This window comes from Marilutibacter maris, from assembly GCF_003233695.1.
In the GTDB taxonomy this organism is placed as follows: Bacteria; Pseudomonadota; Gammaproteobacteria; order Xanthomonadales; family Xanthomonadaceae; genus Marilutibacter; species Marilutibacter maris.
Genome location: NZ_CP029843.1, coordinates 1,541,678 through 1,560,068, shown reverse-complemented (window position 1 = coordinate 1,560,068; position 18,391 = coordinate 1,541,678). Strand labels below are relative to the sequence as shown.

General features: G+C 70.6%; 20 protein-coding genes, 2 tRNA genes and 1 other RNA gene. 10 read left to right on the top strand and 13 right to left on the bottom strand.

The genetic code is table 11. The features are described 5' to 3' along the window. Positions 1–51 precede the first annotated feature (51 nt). The 4 genes from C9I47_RS06905 (at position 52) to C9I47_RS06890 (ending at position 4,439) form a co-directional block, all read left to right on the top strand. Positions 52–945, top strand: a complete 894-nt coding sequence (locus C9I47_RS06905) for a DUF58 domain-containing protein (protein ID WP_223250350.1) — start codon at positions 52–54, stop codon at positions 943–945. After that, positions 938–2,965, top strand: a complete 2,028-nt coding sequence (locus C9I47_RS06900; RefSeq protein ID WP_111266087.1) for a transglutaminase TgpA family protein — start codon at positions 938–940, stop codon at positions 2,963–2,965. The genes C9I47_RS06905 and C9I47_RS06900 overlap by 8 nt, the downstream gene beginning before the upstream one ends. Continuing rightward, the gene (locus tag C9I47_RS06895) at positions 2,962–3,453 is read left to right on the top strand and encodes a Slp family lipoprotein (RefSeq protein WP_111266086.1); all 492 of its coding nucleotides are present in this window, start codon (positions 2,962–2,964) and stop codon (positions 3,451–3,453) included. Before C9I47_RS06900 ends, C9I47_RS06895 begins: the two co-directional genes overlap by 4 nt. A 368-nt stretch (positions 3,454–3,821) precedes the next feature. Beyond that, positions 3,822–4,439, top strand: a complete 618-nt coding sequence (locus C9I47_RS06890) for an HAD family hydrolase (protein WP_111266085.1) — start codon at positions 3,822–3,824, stop codon at positions 4,437–4,439. Positions 4,440–4,448: 9 nt separating this feature from the next. Here the strand turns inward: C9I47_RS06890 and C9I47_RS06885 are convergent, their stop codons facing one another. From C9I47_RS06885 to dnaX, 4 genes are all read right to left on the bottom strand, one after another. Next, complete coding sequence (locus C9I47_RS06885; RefSeq protein ID WP_111266084.1) at positions 4,449–4,796, bottom strand: histidine triad nucleotide-binding protein; 348 nt, start codon at positions 4,794–4,796, stop codon at positions 4,449–4,451. Positions 4,797–5,051: 255 nt separating this feature from the next. Continuing rightward, complete coding sequence (gene recR, locus C9I47_RS06880) at positions 5,052–5,648, bottom strand: recombination mediator RecR (RefSeq protein WP_111266083.1); 597 nt, start codon at positions 5,646–5,648, stop codon at positions 5,052–5,054. Between the two features lie 121 nt (positions 5,649–5,769). Next, a complete protein-coding gene (locus tag C9I47_RS06875) occupies positions 5,770–6,096 on the bottom strand; it encodes a YbaB/EbfC family nucleoid-associated protein (protein ID WP_111266082.1) in 327 nt (108 codons plus the stop codon). A 78-nt stretch (positions 6,097–6,174) separates the two neighbouring features. After that, on the bottom strand, positions 6,175–8,001 hold the full coding sequence (gene dnaX / locus C9I47_RS06870) for a DNA polymerase III subunit gamma/tau (RefSeq protein ID WP_111266081.1): 1,827 nt from the start codon (positions 7,999–8,001) through the stop codon (positions 6,175–6,177). A 384-nt stretch (positions 8,002–8,385) separates the two neighbouring features. Here dnaX and C9I47_RS06865 point away from each other — a divergent pair. Together C9I47_RS06865 and ffs are read left to right on the top strand one after the other, a co-directional pair. Next, positions 8,386–8,478 (top strand) — tRNA-Ser (locus tag C9I47_RS06865). A gap of 73 nt (positions 8,479–8,551) precedes the next feature. Continuing rightward, an RNA gene (ffs, locus tag C9I47_RS06860) (signal recognition particle sRNA small type) lies at positions 8,552–8,648 on the top strand. An 81-nt stretch (positions 8,649–8,729) separates the two neighbouring features. Here ffs and C9I47_RS06855 read toward each other — a convergent pair. From C9I47_RS06855 to C9I47_RS06825, 7 genes are all read right to left on the bottom strand, one after another. Continuing rightward, positions 8,730–9,770, bottom strand: a complete 1,041-nt coding sequence (locus C9I47_RS06855) for a YncE family protein (RefSeq protein ID WP_111266080.1) — start codon at positions 9,768–9,770, stop codon at positions 8,730–8,732. A gap of 20 nt (positions 9,771–9,790) precedes the next feature. Continuing rightward, positions 9,791–10,207 carry a molybdenum cofactor biosynthesis protein MoaE gene (locus tag C9I47_RS06850; RefSeq protein WP_111266079.1) on the bottom strand — a complete coding sequence of 139 codons (417 nt, stop codon included), beginning with the start codon at positions 10,205–10,207 and terminating at the stop codon, positions 9,791–9,793. A 146-nt stretch (positions 10,208–10,353) separates the two neighbouring features. After that, complete coding sequence (locus C9I47_RS06845; protein WP_111266078.1) at positions 10,354–10,602, bottom strand: MoaD/ThiS family protein; 249 nt, start codon at positions 10,600–10,602, stop codon at positions 10,354–10,356. Then, positions 10,602–11,090, bottom strand: coding sequence for a cyclic pyranopterin monophosphate synthase MoaC (gene moaC, locus C9I47_RS06840; protein ID WP_407067506.1), 489 nt, complete (start codon positions 11,088–11,090; stop codon positions 10,602–10,604). The genes C9I47_RS06845 and moaC overlap by 1 nt, the downstream gene beginning before the upstream one ends. A 94-nt stretch (positions 11,091–11,184) precedes the next feature. After that, a complete protein-coding gene (gene moaA / locus C9I47_RS06835) occupies positions 11,185–12,261 on the bottom strand; it encodes a GTP 3',8-cyclase MoaA (RefSeq protein ID WP_111266076.1) in 1,077 nt (358 codons plus the stop codon). Next, positions 12,258–13,016, bottom strand: coding sequence for an MBL fold metallo-hydrolase (locus C9I47_RS06830; protein ID WP_111268007.1), 759 nt, complete (start codon positions 13,014–13,016; stop codon positions 12,258–12,260). The genes moaA and C9I47_RS06830 overlap by 4 nt, the downstream gene beginning before the upstream one ends. A gap of 28 nt (positions 13,017–13,044) precedes the next feature. Continuing rightward, on the bottom strand, positions 13,045–13,794 hold the full coding sequence (locus tag C9I47_RS06825; RefSeq protein WP_111266075.1) for a 3-deoxy-D-manno-octulosonic acid kinase: 750 nt from the start codon (positions 13,792–13,794) through the stop codon (positions 13,045–13,047). A 40-nt stretch (positions 13,795–13,834) separates the two neighbouring features. On the opposite strand from C9I47_RS06825, the gene C9I47_RS06820 reads away from it, so the two are divergent. Together C9I47_RS06820 and C9I47_RS06815 are read left to right on the top strand one after the other, a co-directional pair. Then, entirely contained in the window at positions 13,835–14,932 is a 1,098-nt protein-coding gene (locus C9I47_RS06820) for a glycosyltransferase family 9 protein (RefSeq protein WP_170288337.1), read from the top strand. Continuing rightward, the gene (locus C9I47_RS06815) at positions 14,932–15,282 is read left to right on the top strand and encodes a hypothetical protein (protein WP_111266074.1); all 351 of its coding nucleotides are present in this window, start codon (positions 14,932–14,934) and stop codon (positions 15,280–15,282) included. The genes C9I47_RS06820 and C9I47_RS06815 overlap by 1 nt, the downstream gene beginning before the upstream one ends. A 63-nt stretch (positions 15,283–15,345) precedes the next feature. Here the strand turns inward: C9I47_RS06815 and C9I47_RS06810 are convergent, their stop codons facing one another. Next, a complete protein-coding gene (locus tag C9I47_RS06810; protein ID WP_145985442.1) occupies positions 15,346–16,305 on the bottom strand; it encodes a S41 family peptidase in 960 nt (319 codons plus the stop codon). Positions 16,306–16,525: 220 nt separating this feature from the next. On the opposite strand from C9I47_RS06810, the gene C9I47_RS06805 reads away from it, so the two are divergent. Continuing rightward, the gene (locus C9I47_RS06805; protein WP_111266072.1) at positions 16,526–17,026 is read left to right on the top strand and encodes a DUF1203 domain-containing protein; all 501 of its coding nucleotides are present in this window, start codon (positions 16,526–16,528) and stop codon (positions 17,024–17,026) included. Positions 17,027–17,059: 33 nt separating this feature from the next. Here the strand turns inward: C9I47_RS06805 and C9I47_RS06800 are convergent, their stop codons facing one another. Then, positions 17,060–17,467 carry a DUF6165 family protein gene (locus C9I47_RS06800; RefSeq protein ID WP_111266071.1) on the bottom strand — a complete coding sequence of 136 codons (408 nt, stop codon included), beginning with the start codon at positions 17,465–17,467 and terminating at the stop codon, positions 17,060–17,062. 218 nt (positions 17,468–17,685) lie between these two features. On the opposite strand from C9I47_RS06800, the gene C9I47_RS06795 reads away from it, so the two are divergent. Further along, positions 17,686–17,776 (top strand) — tRNA-Ser (locus C9I47_RS06795). Positions 17,777–18,391: the final 615 nt, after the last annotated feature.

Below are 18,391 nucleotides of genomic sequence, written 5' to 3'. Positions count from 1 at the left end.
CTGCGGGCGCTGCGGTGGACGCGCCCGCGCGATCCGGAGCCGCTGCCGGCGATGTTCGATCGCCGCCGCATCTATGTCCTGCCGACCCGTTTCGGGTTGTTCTTCGCGACCCTGCTCGCGGTCATGGGCATGGGCGCGTTGAACTACAACAACAACCCCGCCCTGCTGCTGTCGCTGCTGCTGGGCGGCGTCGCGCTGGCCAGCCTGATCGCCGCGCAACTGCAGCTCAGCGGGCTGGAGATCATCGCGGTCGACGCCGAGTCGGTTCCGGCCGGCACCCCGCTGCGCCTGCGCGTGCATGCGCGCGCCAGGCCCGGTCGGGTCCGGCGCGGCCTGCAGGTGGACTGGGAGCTGCCGCAGGGCCCCGCCGCGCCCGGCGAGGTGCTGAACCTGACCGCCCAGCGCGGCGAGGCCGATATCGAACTGCCGACCCTTCGTCGCGGTTGGCTGGACCTGCCGCGCCTGCGCATCTCGACCACCCGGCCGCTGGGGCTGGCGCGGGCCTGGGCCTACGTATGGCCGGTCGCCCCGCTGCTGGTCTACCCGGCCCCGGAGAGCAGCGGCCCGGCCCTGCCCGACGGCCGTGGCGAGGCGACCCGCTCGCGCATGAAGGCCAGCGGCGAGGACGTCCATCAACTGCGCGACTATCGGACCGGCGACGCCCGCCGGGCGATCGCCTGGAAGGCATCCGCCCGGCGCGGACGGCTGATCGTGCGCGAATACGAACAGCCGCTGGGTGCCGAGGTCGTGCTGGACTGGCCCAGCACTTCCGGGCTGGGCTACGAACAGCGGATCGCGCGACTGGCGCGCTGGGTCGACCTGGCCGAGCGGGAAGGCCGCCGCTACCGCCTGGTGGTGCCGGGCCAGGCCGCGCTCGGCCCCGACCACGGCGTGCAGCACCGGCACGCCTGTCTGCGCACCCTGGCGTTGATGCCGCATGGCTAGCGCGCACGCCATCGCCGCCGCGCCCGGCCGCCATCGCGAGCGCGGCAGGATCGACGATGCCTCCCGCGTCGCGGTACTGGCCACCGCGGCGCTGTGCCTGCTGCCGCTGTTGCTGCAGATGCCCGCCGGCCTCGCCGTCCTGGTCGCGGTCACCGCGATCGTCATGGCCGCGGTGTCGTGGCGGCGCCCGATGCCGGGGCCGTTGCGACTGCTGCTGGTGCTGGCGCTGATCGGCACGGTGATGACGATGACGAGCTTCAGCTTCGGCCGCGACACCGGCTGCGCGTTGCTGGCGGCGATGATCGCGGCCAAGCCATCGGAAACCTACACCCTGCGCGACGCCCGCAGCCTGCTGGGATTCGCGTTGTTCGCGCCCTTCGCGACCTTCCTGCTCGACCAGGGCCCGCTGAGCCTGCTGCTCGCCATGGGCGCCTCGCTGGCGGTGCTGGTGACCCTGCAACGGCTGGCCGACGTCGAAGCCGGCGACCCCGGCGGAGCGCCGCTGTCCTGGCGGCGGCTGGTCGCGGTCGGGCGCCTGTGCGCGATCGGCCTGCCATTGGCGCTGGCGGCGTTCTGGCTGTTCCCGCGCCTGGGCAGCCCGTTGTGGGGCATTCCCGACCGGGTGCTGGCGCGTCCGGGGCTGTCGGACAGCATGCGTCCGGGCGAATGGGTCGACCTGATGGCCGACGACACTCCGACGCTGCGGGTGAAGTTCTTCGGCGCCACCCCACCGACCTCGCAGATGTACTGGCGTGGACCGGTGCTGTGGGACTTCGACGGCCGCGAATGGACCCAGCCGCGCTGGCTGCGCGGCCTGCCGCCGGCGACGGTGGAACCGGCCACGCGCGGCTGGGACTACGAGATCGAGGTCGAGCCGACCGACAACCGTCTGCTGGTGTCGCTCGACCTGCTGCGCGCGGCGCCCGACGGCAGCCGGCTGGCGGTCGACCACAGCCTGTTCTCGCCACGCTCGCTGACCTCGCTGACCCGTTGGCGGATGCAGTCGGCGCCCCCTGCCCGCTACGACGCCGACCTCGGAGCCGTGCTGCGCGGGCGCGCCCTGGCCCTGCCGGAAGGCTTCAACCCGCGCACCCGCGCCCTGGCCGAACAATGGCGCCGGGACGCCGGCGCCGACGACGCCGCGATCGTCCGCCGCGCCCTGGACTGGATCCAGCGCGAGTTCGCCTACACCCTGACCACGCCGCTGCTGGGCCGGCACTCGACCGACGAGTTCCTGTTCGACTACAAGGCCGGGTTCTGCGAGCACTTCAGCGGTTCGTTCGTGGTGCTGATGCGCTCGGCCGGCATTCCCGCCCGCGTGGTCACCGGCTATACCGGTGGCTACTACAACCGGATCGGCGACTACTGGCTGGTCCGGCGCTCCGATGCCCATGCCTGGGCCGAGGTCTGGCTGCAGGGCCGCGGCTGGGTCCGGGTCGACCCGACCGCCGCGGTCGCGCCCGAACGCATCTACGACACCCTCGCCGACCGCGCGCCCGGCGCCGGTGGCCTGCTCGGCGGCCTCGCCAACGTGACGCCCGCGCTGGAACTGGGCGACTGGCTGCGCCGCGGCTGGAACGACTTCGTGCTCGGCTTCGACGCCGACCGCCAGCGTCGCCTGCTCAAGCCGATGGGCATCGAGCGCCTGGAGCCGCGGCAGATGATCCTGCTGTTCGCGCTGGCGGCCTCGATCGCGGTGCTGTGGATGGCCTGGCTGAGCCACCGCGGCGAACGCGAGCGCGATCCGCTGCTGCGTGCCTGGCACCGGCTCGATCGACGCTACACGCGGCTGGGTCTGGGCCGCGCCGCCTCCGAGACCGTCGGCGACTGGAACCGGCGCGTCGCCGCCGCACGACCGGATCTGGCACCGGAGCTGAACGAACTCAGCCAACGTTTCGTCGAATGGCGCTACGCTGGCACTCAGGCCGGGCCGGGTGGGCCGCAACGCCTGAGGGACCTGATCCGGGCCTTGCGCCGCCATCGCCCACGCCCCCAACGTATTCCGGGAGAACACCGATGAAGCTTCGTCCAAGACTGTCCATCGCCGTCCTGGCCGCCGCGCTGGTCGCCGGTTGCGCTACCCAGCCACAGCCGCTGCAGGGCGACTACAGTCCGATCACGCCGCGCATGGCGGTCGACAGCGAAATGAGCGGCGCCACCGTGCGCTGGGGCGGCCGGGTGATCCAGGTCGAGCCCAAGGAGAACCGCACCTGCTTCGAGGTGCTGTCGACCCGGCTCAATGCCAACGCGCGCCCGTACTGGGCCTCGGACGACACCGGTGGCCGCTTCATCGCGTGCCGCAACGGCTTCTACGACCCGGCGGTGTTCGAGGCCGGTCGCGAGGTCACCTTCACCGGCCGCATCGCCGGCTACGAGGACCGCCAGATCGGCGGCTACAGCTATCGCTTCCCGATGGTCGAAGCCGACGTCGTCTACCTGTGGCCGGTCCGCGAACAGGTCGACGTGATCACCCACCCGGCGCCCTGGCCGTGGTGGGGCTGGTGGTGACGCGCTTCAGCAGACGCCGCCACGGCTGCCCATGACCTAGGAACGGCGTGAGCGACGATCCCCGGGCTGCGCCCGGGAATCCCCAAAGTCTGCCACGCAAACCTTGAGCCCCGCCGTTGCGCCTCCACACCCCCATTCGCATCTGCGATGCGAATCGCCCCCTCACTCAGGGGGATGGGGCATGGGGCAGGCAAACGCTCTTCGTAGGAGCGGCGTAAGCCGCGATGGGGCTTTCATGGAAAAACCCGGTCGCAGCTCACGCAGCTCCTGAAGCGGTGGCCTTCTCACGTCGCTCCTACGCCGGTTGCGCTTGCGCGACACGTTCCCCGTGATACCCCGACAACCCCCTCCACTTTCCGAAACCGCGCATGGACCTGGCGCTGTTCGATTTCGATAACACCATCACCGATCGCGACAGTCTGTCGGCCTTCATCAAGGCGCATCTGCCGCGGCGACGGCTGCGCTGGGGCGGGCTGCTGCTGGTGCCGCTGGCATTGGGCTACTACCGCCTGAAGATCGTGCCGGCGCACGTGTTGCGGGCGGCGGTGATGCGGATCGGCCTGACCGGACTGGCGCGCCAGCCCCTGGTCGAAGCGGGCCGACGCTACGCCCGCGACACCCTGCCCGGCTTCGTGCGTCCGCACGCGCTGGAGCGCATCCGCTGGCACCAGGCCCGCGGCGATACCGTGGTGGTCGTATCCGCGTCGATCGATCTGTACCTGCGCCCCTGGTGCCGACAACAGGGCGTGGCGCTGATCTGCTCGCAGCTCGGCCATCGCCGCGGGCGCTTCACCGGCCGCTACCGGGGCCGCGACTGCTGCGGCGAACACAAGGCGCGACAGATACTCAAGCGCTACCGGCTACGGGACTACGCTGCCGTGCATGCCTACGGCGACAGCGCCGAGGACCACGCGATGCTGGCCCTGGCCGAGCATCGCAGTTACCGCTGGCAGCCGGTGCGCGACGACGTGCCGCGCGAAGGCTGAGCGCCCGGCCTAGGGTGTGCCGAAGCGCCCCAGCGGCGCACCGGCCAACAGGTGCAGATGGACCTGGAACACGGTCTGTCCACCGTCGCCGTTGCAGTTCATCACGATCCGGTAGCCGTTCTCGTCGAAGCCCTGGGCCTTGGCGTAATCGGCGGCGGCGACGGCGAGCCGGCCGATCACCTGGGCCTGGTCCGGCTGCACGTCGTTGAGCGTGGCGATGTCGGTCTTGGGCACGAACAGCACGTGCACCGGCGCCTGCGGGGCGATGTCGCGGAACGCGATCAGGTGCGCGTCCTCGTAGACGACATCGGCCGGGATCTCGCGGCGGATGATCTTGTGGAAGATGGTGTCGGTCATGAGATTGGGGACTTGGGAGCTGGGAACCCGAGGGCTTTCGTAGGAGCGGCGCAAACCGCGATGGCCGTCCCGCGAAAATCCGATCGCGGCTTACGCCGCTGGTACAGACGGAGCCGCGATGTGTCGCAGGCGGACGATTGAGGAAACGATTGAGGATCAGCATAGCCCCGGCGCCGCGGACGTGGCGAGCCGTTCCTCCGTCGCGGCGACGGCTCCCCGCGCAGGCCCCGCTTTCCCGGGGCCCGAACCGTACGCCTAGTCGCGGATCTCGGCGCGGCTGCCGAACGCATGCGACAAGGTGCCGCGATCGACATACTCCAGTTCGCCGCCCAGCGGCAGGCCGTGGGCCAGACGACTGGGCTTGACCCCGTGTCCGCGCGCCAGCTGCGACAGATAGTGCGCGGTCGCCTCGCCCTCGACGGTCGGATTGGTCGCGATGATCAGCTCCTGCACCTCGCCCTCGGCCAGGCGCGCGCCGAGGATGTCCAGACCCAGCTCGCGCGGACCGATCCCGTCCAGCGGCGACAACCGCCCCTGCAGCACGAAGTACAGACCGCGGTAGCCGGTCGCCTGCTCGATCGCCAGGCGGTCGGCCGGCGACTCGACCGCGCACAGCAGGTGCGCGTCGCGCGAGGCGCTGGCGCAGGTCGCACAGACCTCGGTCTCGCTGAAGTCGCGACAGCGCACGCAGTGGCCGACCTTCTCGACCGCTTCGGCCAGCGCCTGCGACAGCCGCAGGCCGCCTTCGCGCTCGCGTTCGAGCACGTGATAGGCCATGCGCTGGGCCGACTTCTGGCCCACCCCGGGCAGGACCCGGAACGCGTCGATCAGTTGTTCGAGCAGGGAACTCATTGCCGAAATGCTCCCGTCGCGCACGAGCAGGCGCGCGCGCGCCGCGCCAACGGCGTGGTGCGGTCGCAGATGAGAGCCGCGCCTGTCATCGGCGACGGGACCGGAGACCGGGCCGCCGGAATCAGAACATCCCCGGCATCTTCATGCCCGGCGGCAGCGGCATGCCGGCGGTGGCCGCCCCCATCTTCGACTGCGACTCGGTGTTGGCCTTGTTGACCGCATCGTTGATCGCCGCGGCGATCAGGTCCTCGGCCATCTCCGGATCCGACAGCACGCTGGGATCGATGCGCACCTTGCGGCACTCCATCCGGCCGGTCAGGGTCACGCTGACCATGCCGCCGCCGGCATTGCCGGTGACCTCGATCTTGGCCAGTTCTTCCTGCGCCTTCTGCAGGTTCTCCTGCATCTTCTGCGCCTGTTGCATGAGTTGGGCGATGTTTCCGCGCATGTGCTTGCTCGCTTGTATGAAGGTGGGAGATGCCGCGACCGCCGCACTGGACGGTCACGGCCGGGGTAACACGACGATTCAGGCCTCGTCGAAGGGCCGGATCGAGTCGGGCACGACCCGCGCGCCGTGCTGGCTGATCAGCCGCTGCACCTCGGGGTCGTTCATGAAGGTTTCCTCGGCCGCGGCCTGGCGCTCGTCGCGCGCGCGCGCCTTGCGCGCGTGCAGCGAGTCGTCGAGCCGTTGCGCGGCCTCGAAGCGGATCTGCAAACCCTCGCCCAGGGCCGGCGCCAGCGCCGCCGCCAGGCGCTCGACGGTCATCGGGATCTGCAGATGCTCGTCCTGTTCGGACAGCGCCAGCCGCAGCACGCCGTCGGCATGGCCAACGAAGACCGCATGCTCGGCCAACAACCGCGGCGGCCCCTTCAGCGTCTGCAGGCCATCGACCAGGACGTGCCAGTCGTCGGCATCCTCGAGGCGGCTGGAGGTCGCCGGGGCCATGGCCCGCTCTTCCATGACCCGCTCTTCATCGGCCGGCTCGCGGAGCGGGTTCGCGGCAGCTGCCGCCGGCGCGGGAGCCGGGTCGGCGGGCGGCCTGGCTTCGACGACCGGCCGGGCCTCCCGCTCGATGCGCGGCGCGGGGATGTCGGCCGCGGCCGGCGCCGGTGCGGGCGCACGCGGCCGCTCGGGCGCGGCGACCTCGGGCATCGCCGCGGTGCGCGCGCCGTCGTCCGTCGTTCGTGGCGACGCCGCCTCGGCCGCCGCCGCGCTGTCGCCGCGACGACCGGCGCCGCCCTGGCGACCCGTCGCTTCGCCGGTGGCGTCCTCACCCGCCGGCCGGAAGGCCAGCATCCGCAGCACCGCCATCTCGAAACCGGCGCGCGGACTGGGCGCGTAGCCCAGGTCGCGACGGCCGTTGATCGCCATCTGGTACCAGAGCTGGACAACCTCGGCGCGGACCGCGGCGGCAATGGCATCGACATCGACGCCGTCGCCCTCGACCTCCGAGCCCGCGACCAGCTGCCGCACCTGCACCTTGTGCAGCGCTTCGGACAGCGCGTCCAGCACACTGCCCCAGTCGGGCGAGAACTCCGAAAGCGCCGCGACCTCGGCCAGCAGGCGCTCGCCGTCGCCGTCCGCCAGCGCCGCCAGCAGCGCCCCGACCCGGGTCCGGTCGACCGTGCCGAGCATCGCCGCGACCGCGGCATCGTCGAGCTTGCCGCCGGTATAGGCGATCGCCTGGTCGAGCAGCGACAGGCCATCGCGCAGGCTGCCATCGGCACCGTGCGCGATCTGGCGGATCGCACCGGGCTCGGCCTCGATGCCCTCGGCGGCCAGGATCTTCTCGATCTGGCCGCTGATCTGGGCCTCGTCCAGACGCTTGAGGTTGAACTGCAGGCAGCGCGACAGCACCGTCACCGGCAGCTTCTGCGGGTCGGTGGTCGCGAGCAGGAACTTCACGTGCCCCGGCGGCTCCTCCAGCGTCTTCAGCAGCGCGTTGAACGCGCTCTTGGAGAGCATGTGCACCTCGTCGATCAGGTACACCTTGACCCGCCCGCGGCTGGGCATGTACTGGGCGTTGTCGATCACCTCGCGGACGTCGTCGACACCGGTATTGCTGGCCGCATCGATCTCCAGCAGGTCGATGAAGCGGCCGGCGTCGATGTCCTTGCAGGCCGCGCACTCGCCGCAGGGGTCGGCCGAGGTGCCCTGCTCGCAATTCAGCGACTTGGCGAAGATCCGCGCGATCGTGGTCTTGCCGACGCCGCGGGTGCCGGTGAACAGGAAGGCATGGTGGATGCGGCCGGAATCCAGCGCGTTGGTCAGCGCCTTGACCACATGCTCCTGCCCGACCAGTTCGGCGAAGCGCCGGGGGCGCCACTTGCGTGCGAGGACCAGGTAGGACATGGGCGTGAATCGGATCTCGAATGGCGCCGAAGGCGACCGGCAGGTCGCCGCTGCCGGCTGACCGTCATAGTGTGCCATGCCCGTCCAGTCCCACCGAGCACATGCGCAAACGACGGTGCCGGCCCGGCGCCCGATCGCGCGGCGAGACCGCGGCGAGACCGCGACGATTCGGGCCCGACATCGCGACCGCGGCGGTTCGGCGCGCCGCAGGCCTTCGCAAGTGCTTGATCCGCCAAGACCGCCGTCGGCAGGCGCGCGCCCCGGGCCGCGGCCGCGACCGGACTTGATGAACCGCCGCTTCGTCTCGCTTGTGGCAAGCTCCCGCCAGCGTTAGACTTTGCGCCCCCTGCGGAGCGGCCCAGCGCCACACCGTTCGGGTCCAGCGGAGAGGTGTCCGAGTGGTTGAAGGAGCACGCCTGGAAAGTGTGTAAGCGTCTAAACCGCGCTTCGGGGGTTCGAATCCCCCTCTCTCCGCCATATTCAAAGCGCCCCATCCTGCCGCCGCGCGTCGCGCGATCCGGCCGGAGGGGGACGCGTCTCCATGGTGGCCCCGTCGGCCCCTCGCGACGCTAGGTCGAAAACTCCGCCAGGGCCGGAAGGCAGCAACGGTATCGATCGACGCGGGCGCCGAGGATCGTTGGCGGGGCCGCCGCCTTTCCGGCTCCCGGAAGCGTGCCGCCCGTCCGCCTGCGGGGATGGTCTCGATGGGCGCCCTGCTCGACGGGCGCCTACTCAACGACCCCCAGCGCATCCGGCTCGCGACCGGTGCGCCAGCGCTCGATCACCTGCCAGGTGCCGGTGTCGACCACCGCGATCTCGTCGGCGCCGCTGATCGCGACATAGACGCGCGGACGCGTCGGGTCGGCGATCACGCCGATCGGCAGCGCAGCGCGCCCCAGCAGGGTCTCCTGGTAGCGCTCGTCGTCGCCCGACAGTCCGATCGTCGCCACCCGCTTCCTGCTGTCGGCGTCGAACACCGCCAGTTCGGCGGCGCGCGCATTGGTCACCAGCGCGTGGCGCGCATCGGCGGTGAACACGACCCGGATCGGGAAGCCCTTGCTCTGCAGCGTGTGCGTGACTTCCAGGGTATCGGGATCGTGGACGGTCACCGTGTCCGCGGCGCGATTGCTGACCCACAGTTCGCCATGGCCGCGCCGGTACGCGATCCCCTCGGCGCCCTCGCCGCTGGCCCGCTCGCCGGTCTTGCGCGCCCGCTTCAGGTCGATCCGGCTGACCGTGCCGGCGGCGATCTTGCTGACATAGGCGACTTCGCCGTCGTCCGACAGCGCGACCATGTGGCCCATGCCGTCGCCGACGTCGATCGCGGCCTCGACCGGGTCGTCGCCGCTTCCGGCATCCAGATCGACGACGAGCAGCGAGCCGGAGTCCTCGGTGGTCACCGCCACCCGCCGGTTGCCGGGCAGGAAACGCAGGCCATGCGGTCTACCGTGGTCGCCCAGCTCGATGGTCCGCGCAGCGGCGCCGTCGACCAGGTCGAGCACGGTCAAGGTGTGTCCCGGCGTACGGCCACCGTAGTTGGTGACCACCGCGCGGCGGCGGTCGGGACTGACCGCGATCTCGTGCGGACCGGCACCGGTTTCCGCCACCGCGGTGCGCCGCCCGTCCTCGCGCGACAGGAACCAGACCGTGTCGGCCGACTTGTTGCCGACCAGCAACTCGCCGGCCGCCGCAGGCGCCAGTGCGGCGACGGACAGCGCCAGGGCGAGTACCGGGAACCGGCGAGGCAGGATTCGGGAATGCGTCCGCATGATCGACTCCTTGGTCGGCTTCAGGGGTGCAGCCAGCCCACCCCACCGTCGAGGTAGCGCTCGTGCTTCCAGATCGGCACCCGCGCCTTCACCTCGTCGATGATATAGCGGCAGGCGCCGAACGCGGCGTCGCGGTGGGCGGCGCTGACCCCGACCCAGACCGCCAGCTCGCCGACCCTCAACTCGCCGTACCGGTGCACACAGCAGGCATCGACGATCTCGAACCGTTCCAGCGCCTCCGCGATCACCGCCTCGCCCTCGCGTTCGGCCAGCGCCGGGTAGGCCTCGTAGAACAGGCCACTCACCGCGCGCCCCTGATGGTGGTCGCGCACCCAGCCTTCGAAGCTGGCATAACCGCCGGCGCGCTCGTCCAGCAGCGCCCCGCGCAGCGGCGCGATGTCGAAGTCTTCTGCGGCGAGTCGAAAGCGCCGGGGCATGTCACTGTGCATCGTTGCTCACTTTCACGGATCCGGAGTCGGGGGCGTTGCCGACAGCAGCAACGGTGCCGGCCCTGTTCTTGGCGCCGCCCTCCATGGCCGGGCGTTCGCGGCGACGCGAGCCAGTGGCTCGCCGGCGTCTTCGCTCAGCCACCGCTGACCGGCGGAATGAAGGCGACCTCGCTGCCGGTCTGGGGCGCATCCTCCCAGCGCGCAAACGCGCCATCGACCGCGACCCGCAGGCGCTCGACCGGAAACGGCAAGCCGTGGCAGGCCTGCAGGTGCTCGTAGACCTCGCGCAGGCTGGCGGCGTCGGTCTGCACGGTTTCCTCGGCGCGGCCGGCGGCCTCCCGCAGGCTGGCGAAATACAGCACGGTCAGACGCACGCTCTGCATCACACCGTCCCCACGTCGCGATGTCCGCCGCGCTTGCCCAGCAGCCTGGCCGGGCCGAGCACGATGCGGTGCGACAACGCCTTGCACATGTCGTAGACGGTCAGCGCGGCGACGGTGGCGCCGGTCAACGCCTCCATCTCGACCCCGGTGCGCCCGGTCGTGCGCACGCTGCACTCGATCCGCAGCACCCGCTCGCCGTCCCAGTCGATGGCGATCCTGCATCCGTCGATCGGCAACGGATGGCAGAACGGGATCAGCTCGGCGGTGCGCTTGACCGCCATCGTGCCGGCGATCACCGCGGTATCGACGATCCCGCCCTTGGCGCTGCGCAGGCCGCTGGCGCGCAACTGGGCCGCGACCTCGGCCGGAAACCTGACCCGGCACTCGGCCCGCGCCTCGCGCGCGCCGACCGCCTTGTCGGAAACATCGACCATCGCCGGACGGCCGTCGCTGTCTATATGACTGAGTTTGCGCGGTGATCGGGGCATGGCGTCCATTATGGGCCAACTTCGATCCGGTTCGATCGGACCCGGGATGCGATGGTCGGCGGCGTTGGATTCCCCGCCCTGCGGCACGGAGGCCTCAGCCGCCGATCAGGTACATCTCGACGTGCTTGCGCGATGCGCCGCGGCTGCCGCGCAGTTCGCTGTAACGATCCTCGCGTCCGCTCCAGATCGCCGTCGCGGCCGCGACCAGCGCATCCTCGCCGGCCGCCAGCGCCGGACGCAGGTCGTGGCCGGTACCGGCGAACAGACAGGTGTACAGCTGCCCATCGGCGGAGATCCGGGCGCGATGGCAGTCGCCGCAGAACGGCGCGCTGACCGAGCTGACGAAGCCGACTTCGCCGCCACCGTCCTCGAACGCGTATCGCGACGCCACCTCGCCCACGTAATGGGGATCCAGCGGGCGCAGCGGCCAGCGCGCATGGATGCGGTCGCGCAGTTCGGCCGACGCCACCACCTGCTCGTGGCGCCACTGGTTGCAGGTGCCCACGTCCATGTACTCGATGAAGCGCACCACGATGCCGCTGCCACGGAAGCGTTCCAGCAGCGGCAGCACCTGGTCGTCGTTGACGCCGCGCTGGACCACGCAGTTGATCTTGATGGTGTCGAACCCGGCCGCGCGCGCGGCGTCGATCCCGGCCAGCACGTCGGCGACCTCGCCGCGCCCACCGGACATCGCCCGGAACACCGACGGATCGATCGCATCGAGACTGACCGTGACCCGCCCCAGACCGGCCTCGCGCAGGGGCCGTGCCTGCGCCGCCAGCAACGCGCCGTTGGTGGTCAGCGCGATGTCATCCAGTCCCTCGATCGTGGCCAGCCGCGCGACCAGCGCCGGCAGGCGCTTGCGCAGCAGCGGCTCGCCGCCGGTCAGGCGCAACTTGCGCACGCCGAGACGGACGAAGCCGCGCACCAGGGTCTCGATCTGGTCGAAGTCCAGGCGCCCGGCCGCGTCCAGCCCGTGATCGTCGGCAATGCGATCGGCCGGCATGCAGTAGGGGCAGCGGAAGTTGCAGGCCTCGATCAGCGACAGGCGCAGGTCGCGGATCGGACGACCGCGGCGGTCGAGCACGGCATCGCCCCGCGGGCGGGCGATGCCGGAGGATCCGAAGGCTTCCCTGCCGTCAGCCGCAGCGGACGGACGCTGGACGCTCATACATGCTCCACCGGCAGGGCGCTCGGCGACCTCAACGGAATCGTCGCGCCGGGCCGGGCGATCCGGTAGCCCCGACGTTCCAGCAGCTCGCCATCGGCGCGGCTGGCGTAGTGGTAGAACACGCAGCGCGCCAGCAGTCCGGCCGAATACTCGCGCTCGAGATCGTCGATGCCGCTGTGCGAGGGATTGCCCTCGACCGCGCAGTCGTGCGCGATCAGCTCGTCCTGGTCGGCCCAGCGCGCGAGCTGCTCCGGGATCGGACGGGTGTCGCCGGTCCACACCAGGCTGCCGCGCAGGCGCAGGCCGAACGAGGTGTCGGGCCAGTGATGGCGGGTCGCGAACACCTCCAGGCGTTCGCCCTCGTGCCAGAACGCGGCACCGACCGGCACCACCTGGAACGCATCCCAGAAGTTCACCCCGCCCTCCGCCAGGGCGTTGGGATAGTCGCCGACCCGCTGGTGCAGCAGTGGCACCAGCGGCGCCGGCACATAGACGCGGGTGCGCCCGCGCCACTGCGGGTCGAACCAGCTGTCGACGAACAGGCGCTCGAAGCCGGCGACGTGGTCGAGATGGACATGGGTGATGAACAAGGCGCGCGGCGGATGGCCGTAGTGATCGAGAAACGCGGTCAGGCCCTCGGCACCGCAATCGATGGTCAGCCACGGCGCGCCGTCGCGCTCGATCGTCGCCATCGCCGAGCCCAGCTCGACGGCGGCGGCATTGCCGACGCCCTGCAAACGCAACCGCCACGCCATCCCGTCGTCCCTGTCGTCCATGCCTGCCTCAATAGCCACGAGCCCACACCGCATCGTACGCGCTTCGCAGACGTCCATAGTCGTGCTCGACCTCGGCGATCGGGCGCTCGCCGCGCAGCTTGAGCAACGACCGTCGCAGGCGCTTGAGGTTGCGCTCCCGCCACCCGGTCGCCGGAATCCGCAGCGCGCCGCGATCGAGGTCGATCACCCAGCCCTTGCCGGCGCCGTTGAACAGCAGGTTGTGGGCGTTGAGGTCGGCATGGTCGAGACCGACCCGATGGCTCCTGGCGACCAGTCGACCGGCCTCTTCCCAGGGCGCCTGCGCGGCGGCCTCGCTGGCGCGGTCGGCGAGCGAGGCCACGCCCTCGATCCGGTCGAGCAGGATCGCGGCTTCGTAGTACATGCCGACGCGCCGGTAGTAGGCGGCGATCGGCCGCGGCACCGGCAGGCCGCGCCGCGCGACCGCACGGGTCAGGCGGAACTCGGCGAAGCTGCGGGTGCGGCGCGCGCCGTGCCACAGGTAGCGGTCGCGGCTGAGCCTGGCCGCCATCCCGCCACGCAGGTAACGTCGCAGCAGGGCCGGACCCAACGGCATGTCGATGAACCAGGCGCCGCCACGACCGCCGCTGGCGACCGGACGCGCGGCCTCGCCCCAGTGATCGGGCGAGAACCATTCGGGTCTGACTTGTCGGGTTCGCTCCAGGTCGAACAGAATCGCGCCGTAGCCGCTGTCGTCGCGGAAAGGCGTCAGGCCTTCGGTGGCGTCGTATCCGGTCATCGTCTGGAGTCTAACAATTCAAACGTCACCTTCATCCGACATCCGCCCACCCGAGTCGATCTGCCTGTTGAGGCTGTCGGCACTGGGAGATGTCACCCACGTGCTGCCGCTGGTCCACACCCTGCGCGACGCCTGGCCGCAGGTCCGGCTGGCCTGGGTCATCGGCCGCGGCGAACGCCGCCTGCTGGACGGCCTGGCGGGGGTGGACTTCTTCGAGTACGACAAGAAGACCGGGGTCGCCGGCATGCGCGCCCTGCGTCGGGCGCTGCGCCAGTCCCTGGGCACGGCCGGGCGTTTCGATGCCCTGCTGCACATGCAGCTGGCGGCGCGCGCGAACCTGCTCTCGGGCTTCGTGCCCGCGCGCCGCCGGGTCGGCTACGACCGCCTGCGCTCGAAGGAACTGCACGGCCTGTTCGTCAACGAGCGCATCGCCGCCACGACCGGTCCGCAGGCGTCGGGGCCCCACGTGCTGGATGTGCTGGGCAGCTTCTGCGAGCCGCTGGGACTGCGCCGGGAGCGGGTGCGCTGGGACCTGCCGGTGCCCGCCGACGCCCGCGAGTGGGCCGCCGCGCAATGGCCGGCCGACGGCACTCCGACCCTGCTGATCTCGCCGTGCTCCAGCCACGCGCTGCGCAACTGGCGCGCCGAGCGCTATGCCGCGGTCGCCGACCATGCCGCCTCGCAAGGCTGGCGGATCGTGCTGTGCGGTGGCCGCAGCGCGCTGGAACGGGAGACCGCCGACGCGATCGCCGCGACGATGACGCAGCCGGTGCTCGACCTGGTCGGCAAGGACACCCTCAAGCAGTTGCCGGCCCTGCTCGAACGCGCCGACCTGGTGATGTCGCCGGACTCGGGGCCGATGCACATCGCCAACGCGATGGGCACCCGGGTGCTGGGCCTGCACGCGGCCACCGACCCCAACCGCAGCGGCCCCTACAGCGAGCGCCGCTACTGCGTCGACCGCTACGACGCCGCCGCGCGCCGCTACCGGGGCCGTCCGGCCGCCGAATTGCGATGGGGCAGCAAGATCGAACACGAGGGCGTGATGGACCTGATCACGGTCGAGGACGCGATCGCCGCGTTCGAGCGCTTCCGCGACGACCATCCGCAGATCGCCGGCACCGCAGGAGGACACTGATGGCTTCATGGTTCACGGTGATGGCGCCACTGCTGCCGGAATTGATCCGCGCGGCGCGGCCCATCTTCACCCGCAATGCGGAACCCTCCCAGGTCCCCAAGCAGATCGCCGAGCTGCAGGACGCGGTGCTGCACAACGATCATTCGATCAAGACCGTCGCACGGGAGATGGAGCAGACCCTGTCGGCCCTGACCCAGGCGTCGCAGGAGCTGGAAACGACCCTGCACGGCCTGCGCCACAGCCAGGTGCAGCTGGAACGGCGCCTGCGCCGGGCCAACACCGTGGCCGTGGTGGCGGTCACCGCCGCGCTGCTGGCGTTCGCGGTCACCGCCTACGCGCTGGCCCGCTGAGCCTGCCGGCGGGCGGCTCCGGGCCGGAACGCGGGCGCCGCCGATGCGGCGCCCCGGCACCGCTCACTGCGCGAGCACGTACTCCAGCGTTTCCGCCAACCAATCGTCGGATCGCAGGACCACGTCCGGCACCACGCCCTGGCGCTCGATCGACGCACCGTCGCGGGTCTGGATCTGGCAGATCGGCACGTAGGCGAAGTATTCGTCGTTGCTGACCATGGTCACCGGGTTGCCGGCCCCGGCGGTGGTGCTCCCCAGCACGGTCGCGCGCTTCATCTGCTGCACGATGAAGGCGAAATACTCGGCCGCCGACCCGGTGTCCTCCGACACCATGACGTAGACCGGCGTCTGCGGGAACTTCGGCCCCGGCGCATGGTTGTACGGCACCTCGCTGCGCTTCCACTCCGTCTCGCCGGTGCACTTCTTGACCAGCAGGTCCTGGTAGTCGTCGTCCTCGAACAGGTGCCGGTTGACGAAACCGCTGGCGCGCCCATCTCCGCCCGGATTGCCGGTGAGGTCGAAGATCAGCGCGTCGACGCCCTCCAGCAGCTCGAGCGCGCTGATGATCCTGGCAAACGCGACATCGTCGGCGAGGTGGCGGTCCCAGCGGATGTAGCCGACATTGGGCGGCAACACCCGCACCTGGGTGATGCCACCGTTCCAGTTCGTCTCGGGCTCGGCCTTGTCGTCGGCATCGGGCGTATCCGCCTTCGCCGCCTTCACCACCGGGCCGGCGTAGAAATGGACGTCGCCGGAGGTCTCGCGCAGCAATGCGGTCACCCGCTTGAGCCGGTCGCGCGCGGGCAGCGCGGCCAGTTCGCCCGAGCGCTGCGCGGCACGCAGCCGGCGGCACAGCCGCCTGCCCATCGCCGGGTCGTAGTAGACCCGCTCGATCGCCTCGCACTGGAACTGGACCAGTGCCTTCGTGTCCCGCTCGGCCGTTCCGGAATCGGCGGCCCCGGCCGAGACCCCGGCGCATCCCAGGAACACCCCCAAAATCATCGCCCACCGCAAGTACCGCATACCCCCTCCAATGTTCGTGCGCCGCCGGACAGCGGCCACGTTTGGATGCAGGGTGGAGCGAGGCGTTTAAGGCGACAGGCGGACGGGAGCGACATTGCCTACCAGAGGTGCCGTAGCTACCGGTAACACGAGCCCAGATCGATGTCCGAAAGCGGCCAGACCCGACATCCGGGCGGGACCATCATCCTCGCACCGCCCCCGTTGAGACCGAGGTACCGCAATGTCAGTCACCCAATCCGCCTTCAAGATCGTCGCCCTGCCGGCCGAGCCGTTCGCGCCGCTGTTCGAGCTGGACGACGCCAGCCTGACCGCGCGCGGCATGCGCCGCTGCATCGCCGACGACCCCACGGCCTATCCCTGCCGGGTCAGCCTGGACAACGCCGCGGTCGGCGAAGAAGTCCTGCTATTGCCGTTCGACCATCACGTGACCGCATCGCCGTATCGCGCCTCGGGCGCGATCTTCGTCAGCCGCGACGCGGTCCGGGCCGAGCCGGCGGTCAACGAGGTGCCGCCGCAGTTCCGCCGCAAGCGCTTGTCGGTGCGCGCCTACAACCGCGACGGCGACCTGATCGGCGCCGACGTCACCACCGGCGACGCGCTGGAAGCCTGCATGTCCGCCCTGCTGGAGGTCGCCGAGGTCGCGTGCCTGCATCTGCACCATGCCGCCCATGGCTGCTATCTGTGCCGGGTCGAACGTGCCGATGCGGCTCCGGGTGCCTGAACCCGCGGAGGCGTCAGCCTGTCGCAGCGGCGCTCAGGCGCCGCTGCCGCTGCCGTAGTCCTGGTAGGACTTCTCCTCGACGTAGGACGAGCCCAGCGCGAGGTTGATCTCCTTCTTGATCCGGGCGCGGGTGTCGTTCTCGAAATAGACGCTGCGCGCCAGCTTCACGAACTCCTGGTCGAAGGCCTGCGCCTTCTCCTTGAGCCGGATGTCGTCCTCGATCTCCCACAAGCGCTCGTTGACCGCCTTCAGGTCGGCCCGCAGGCGGACGATGTCCTTGCCGGCGGCCGGGTGCGCCATCCAGGTCTTCTCCAGCGCCGAAAGCTCGTTGCGGACGTTGGCGAGCTTGGCTTCGTCGCTCATGCGCTCGGACTTGATCTGCAGGATCGCGATCTTGTCGAGCAGCTCACCGAAGGAAACGGGGACGAGGATTTCGGACATGCGCAGGGCCGGTCTGTGGGAGACGCTGCAGTGTAACGCGACAGCCCCGTGCCGCCGCCGCACGAGCTGAACGCGACCCGCATCGGGGCCGCTTCCGGGCCGCGGCCGCACCGGTTCCGCGGGCGGATTCGATTCCGATGACGGAACCGCTTGCCGGCCCCGGTTCCGCCCCGTATCATGGCGCCCCCGCGCCTGCTGGAAGTTGCCGGCAGGACACCGGAGAGGTGGCAGAGCGGTTGAATGTACCTGACTCGAAATCAGGCAGGCGTTAATAGCGCCTCGGGGGTTCGAATCCCCCCCTCTCCGCCAGATATGAAAAACGCCCCCTCGTGGGGCGTTTTTCGTATCTGACTGAGTGCGGGGATCTGGATGAGAACCCGTGCCGCAGGCACGGTTCGACAGATCGGCACGACCGCCGATCTGGACGGCCGCAGGCCGCCCCGCAGGGGCGAGGGCCACGGATGGCCCGAGTCCATCCCCCTCGATCCGTTCGCCGCCCCCCTCAAGGTGCGCGCTGCTCCTCAAACACAACGCCCCCTCGTGGGGCGTTTTTCGTATCTGACTGAGTGCGGGAACTGGATGAGAGCCCGTGCCGCAGGCACGGTTCGACAGATCGGCACGACCGCCGATCTGGACGGCCGCAGGCCGCCCCGAAGGGGCGAGGGCCACGGATGGCCCGAGTCCATCCCCCCGATCCGTTCGCCGCCGCCCCTCAAGGCGCGCGCTTCCCCGCAAAAAGAACCGAGCCCCCTCGTGGGGCGTTTTTCATATCTGACTGAGTGCGTGGCCTTGGATGAGCACACCTGCTCGGAAAGCCCGCGCGCAGCGCGGTTCGACAGATCGGCACGACCGCCGATCTGGACGGCCGCAGGCCGCCCCAAAGGGGCGAGGGCCACGAATGGCCCGAGTCCATCCCCCGACCTG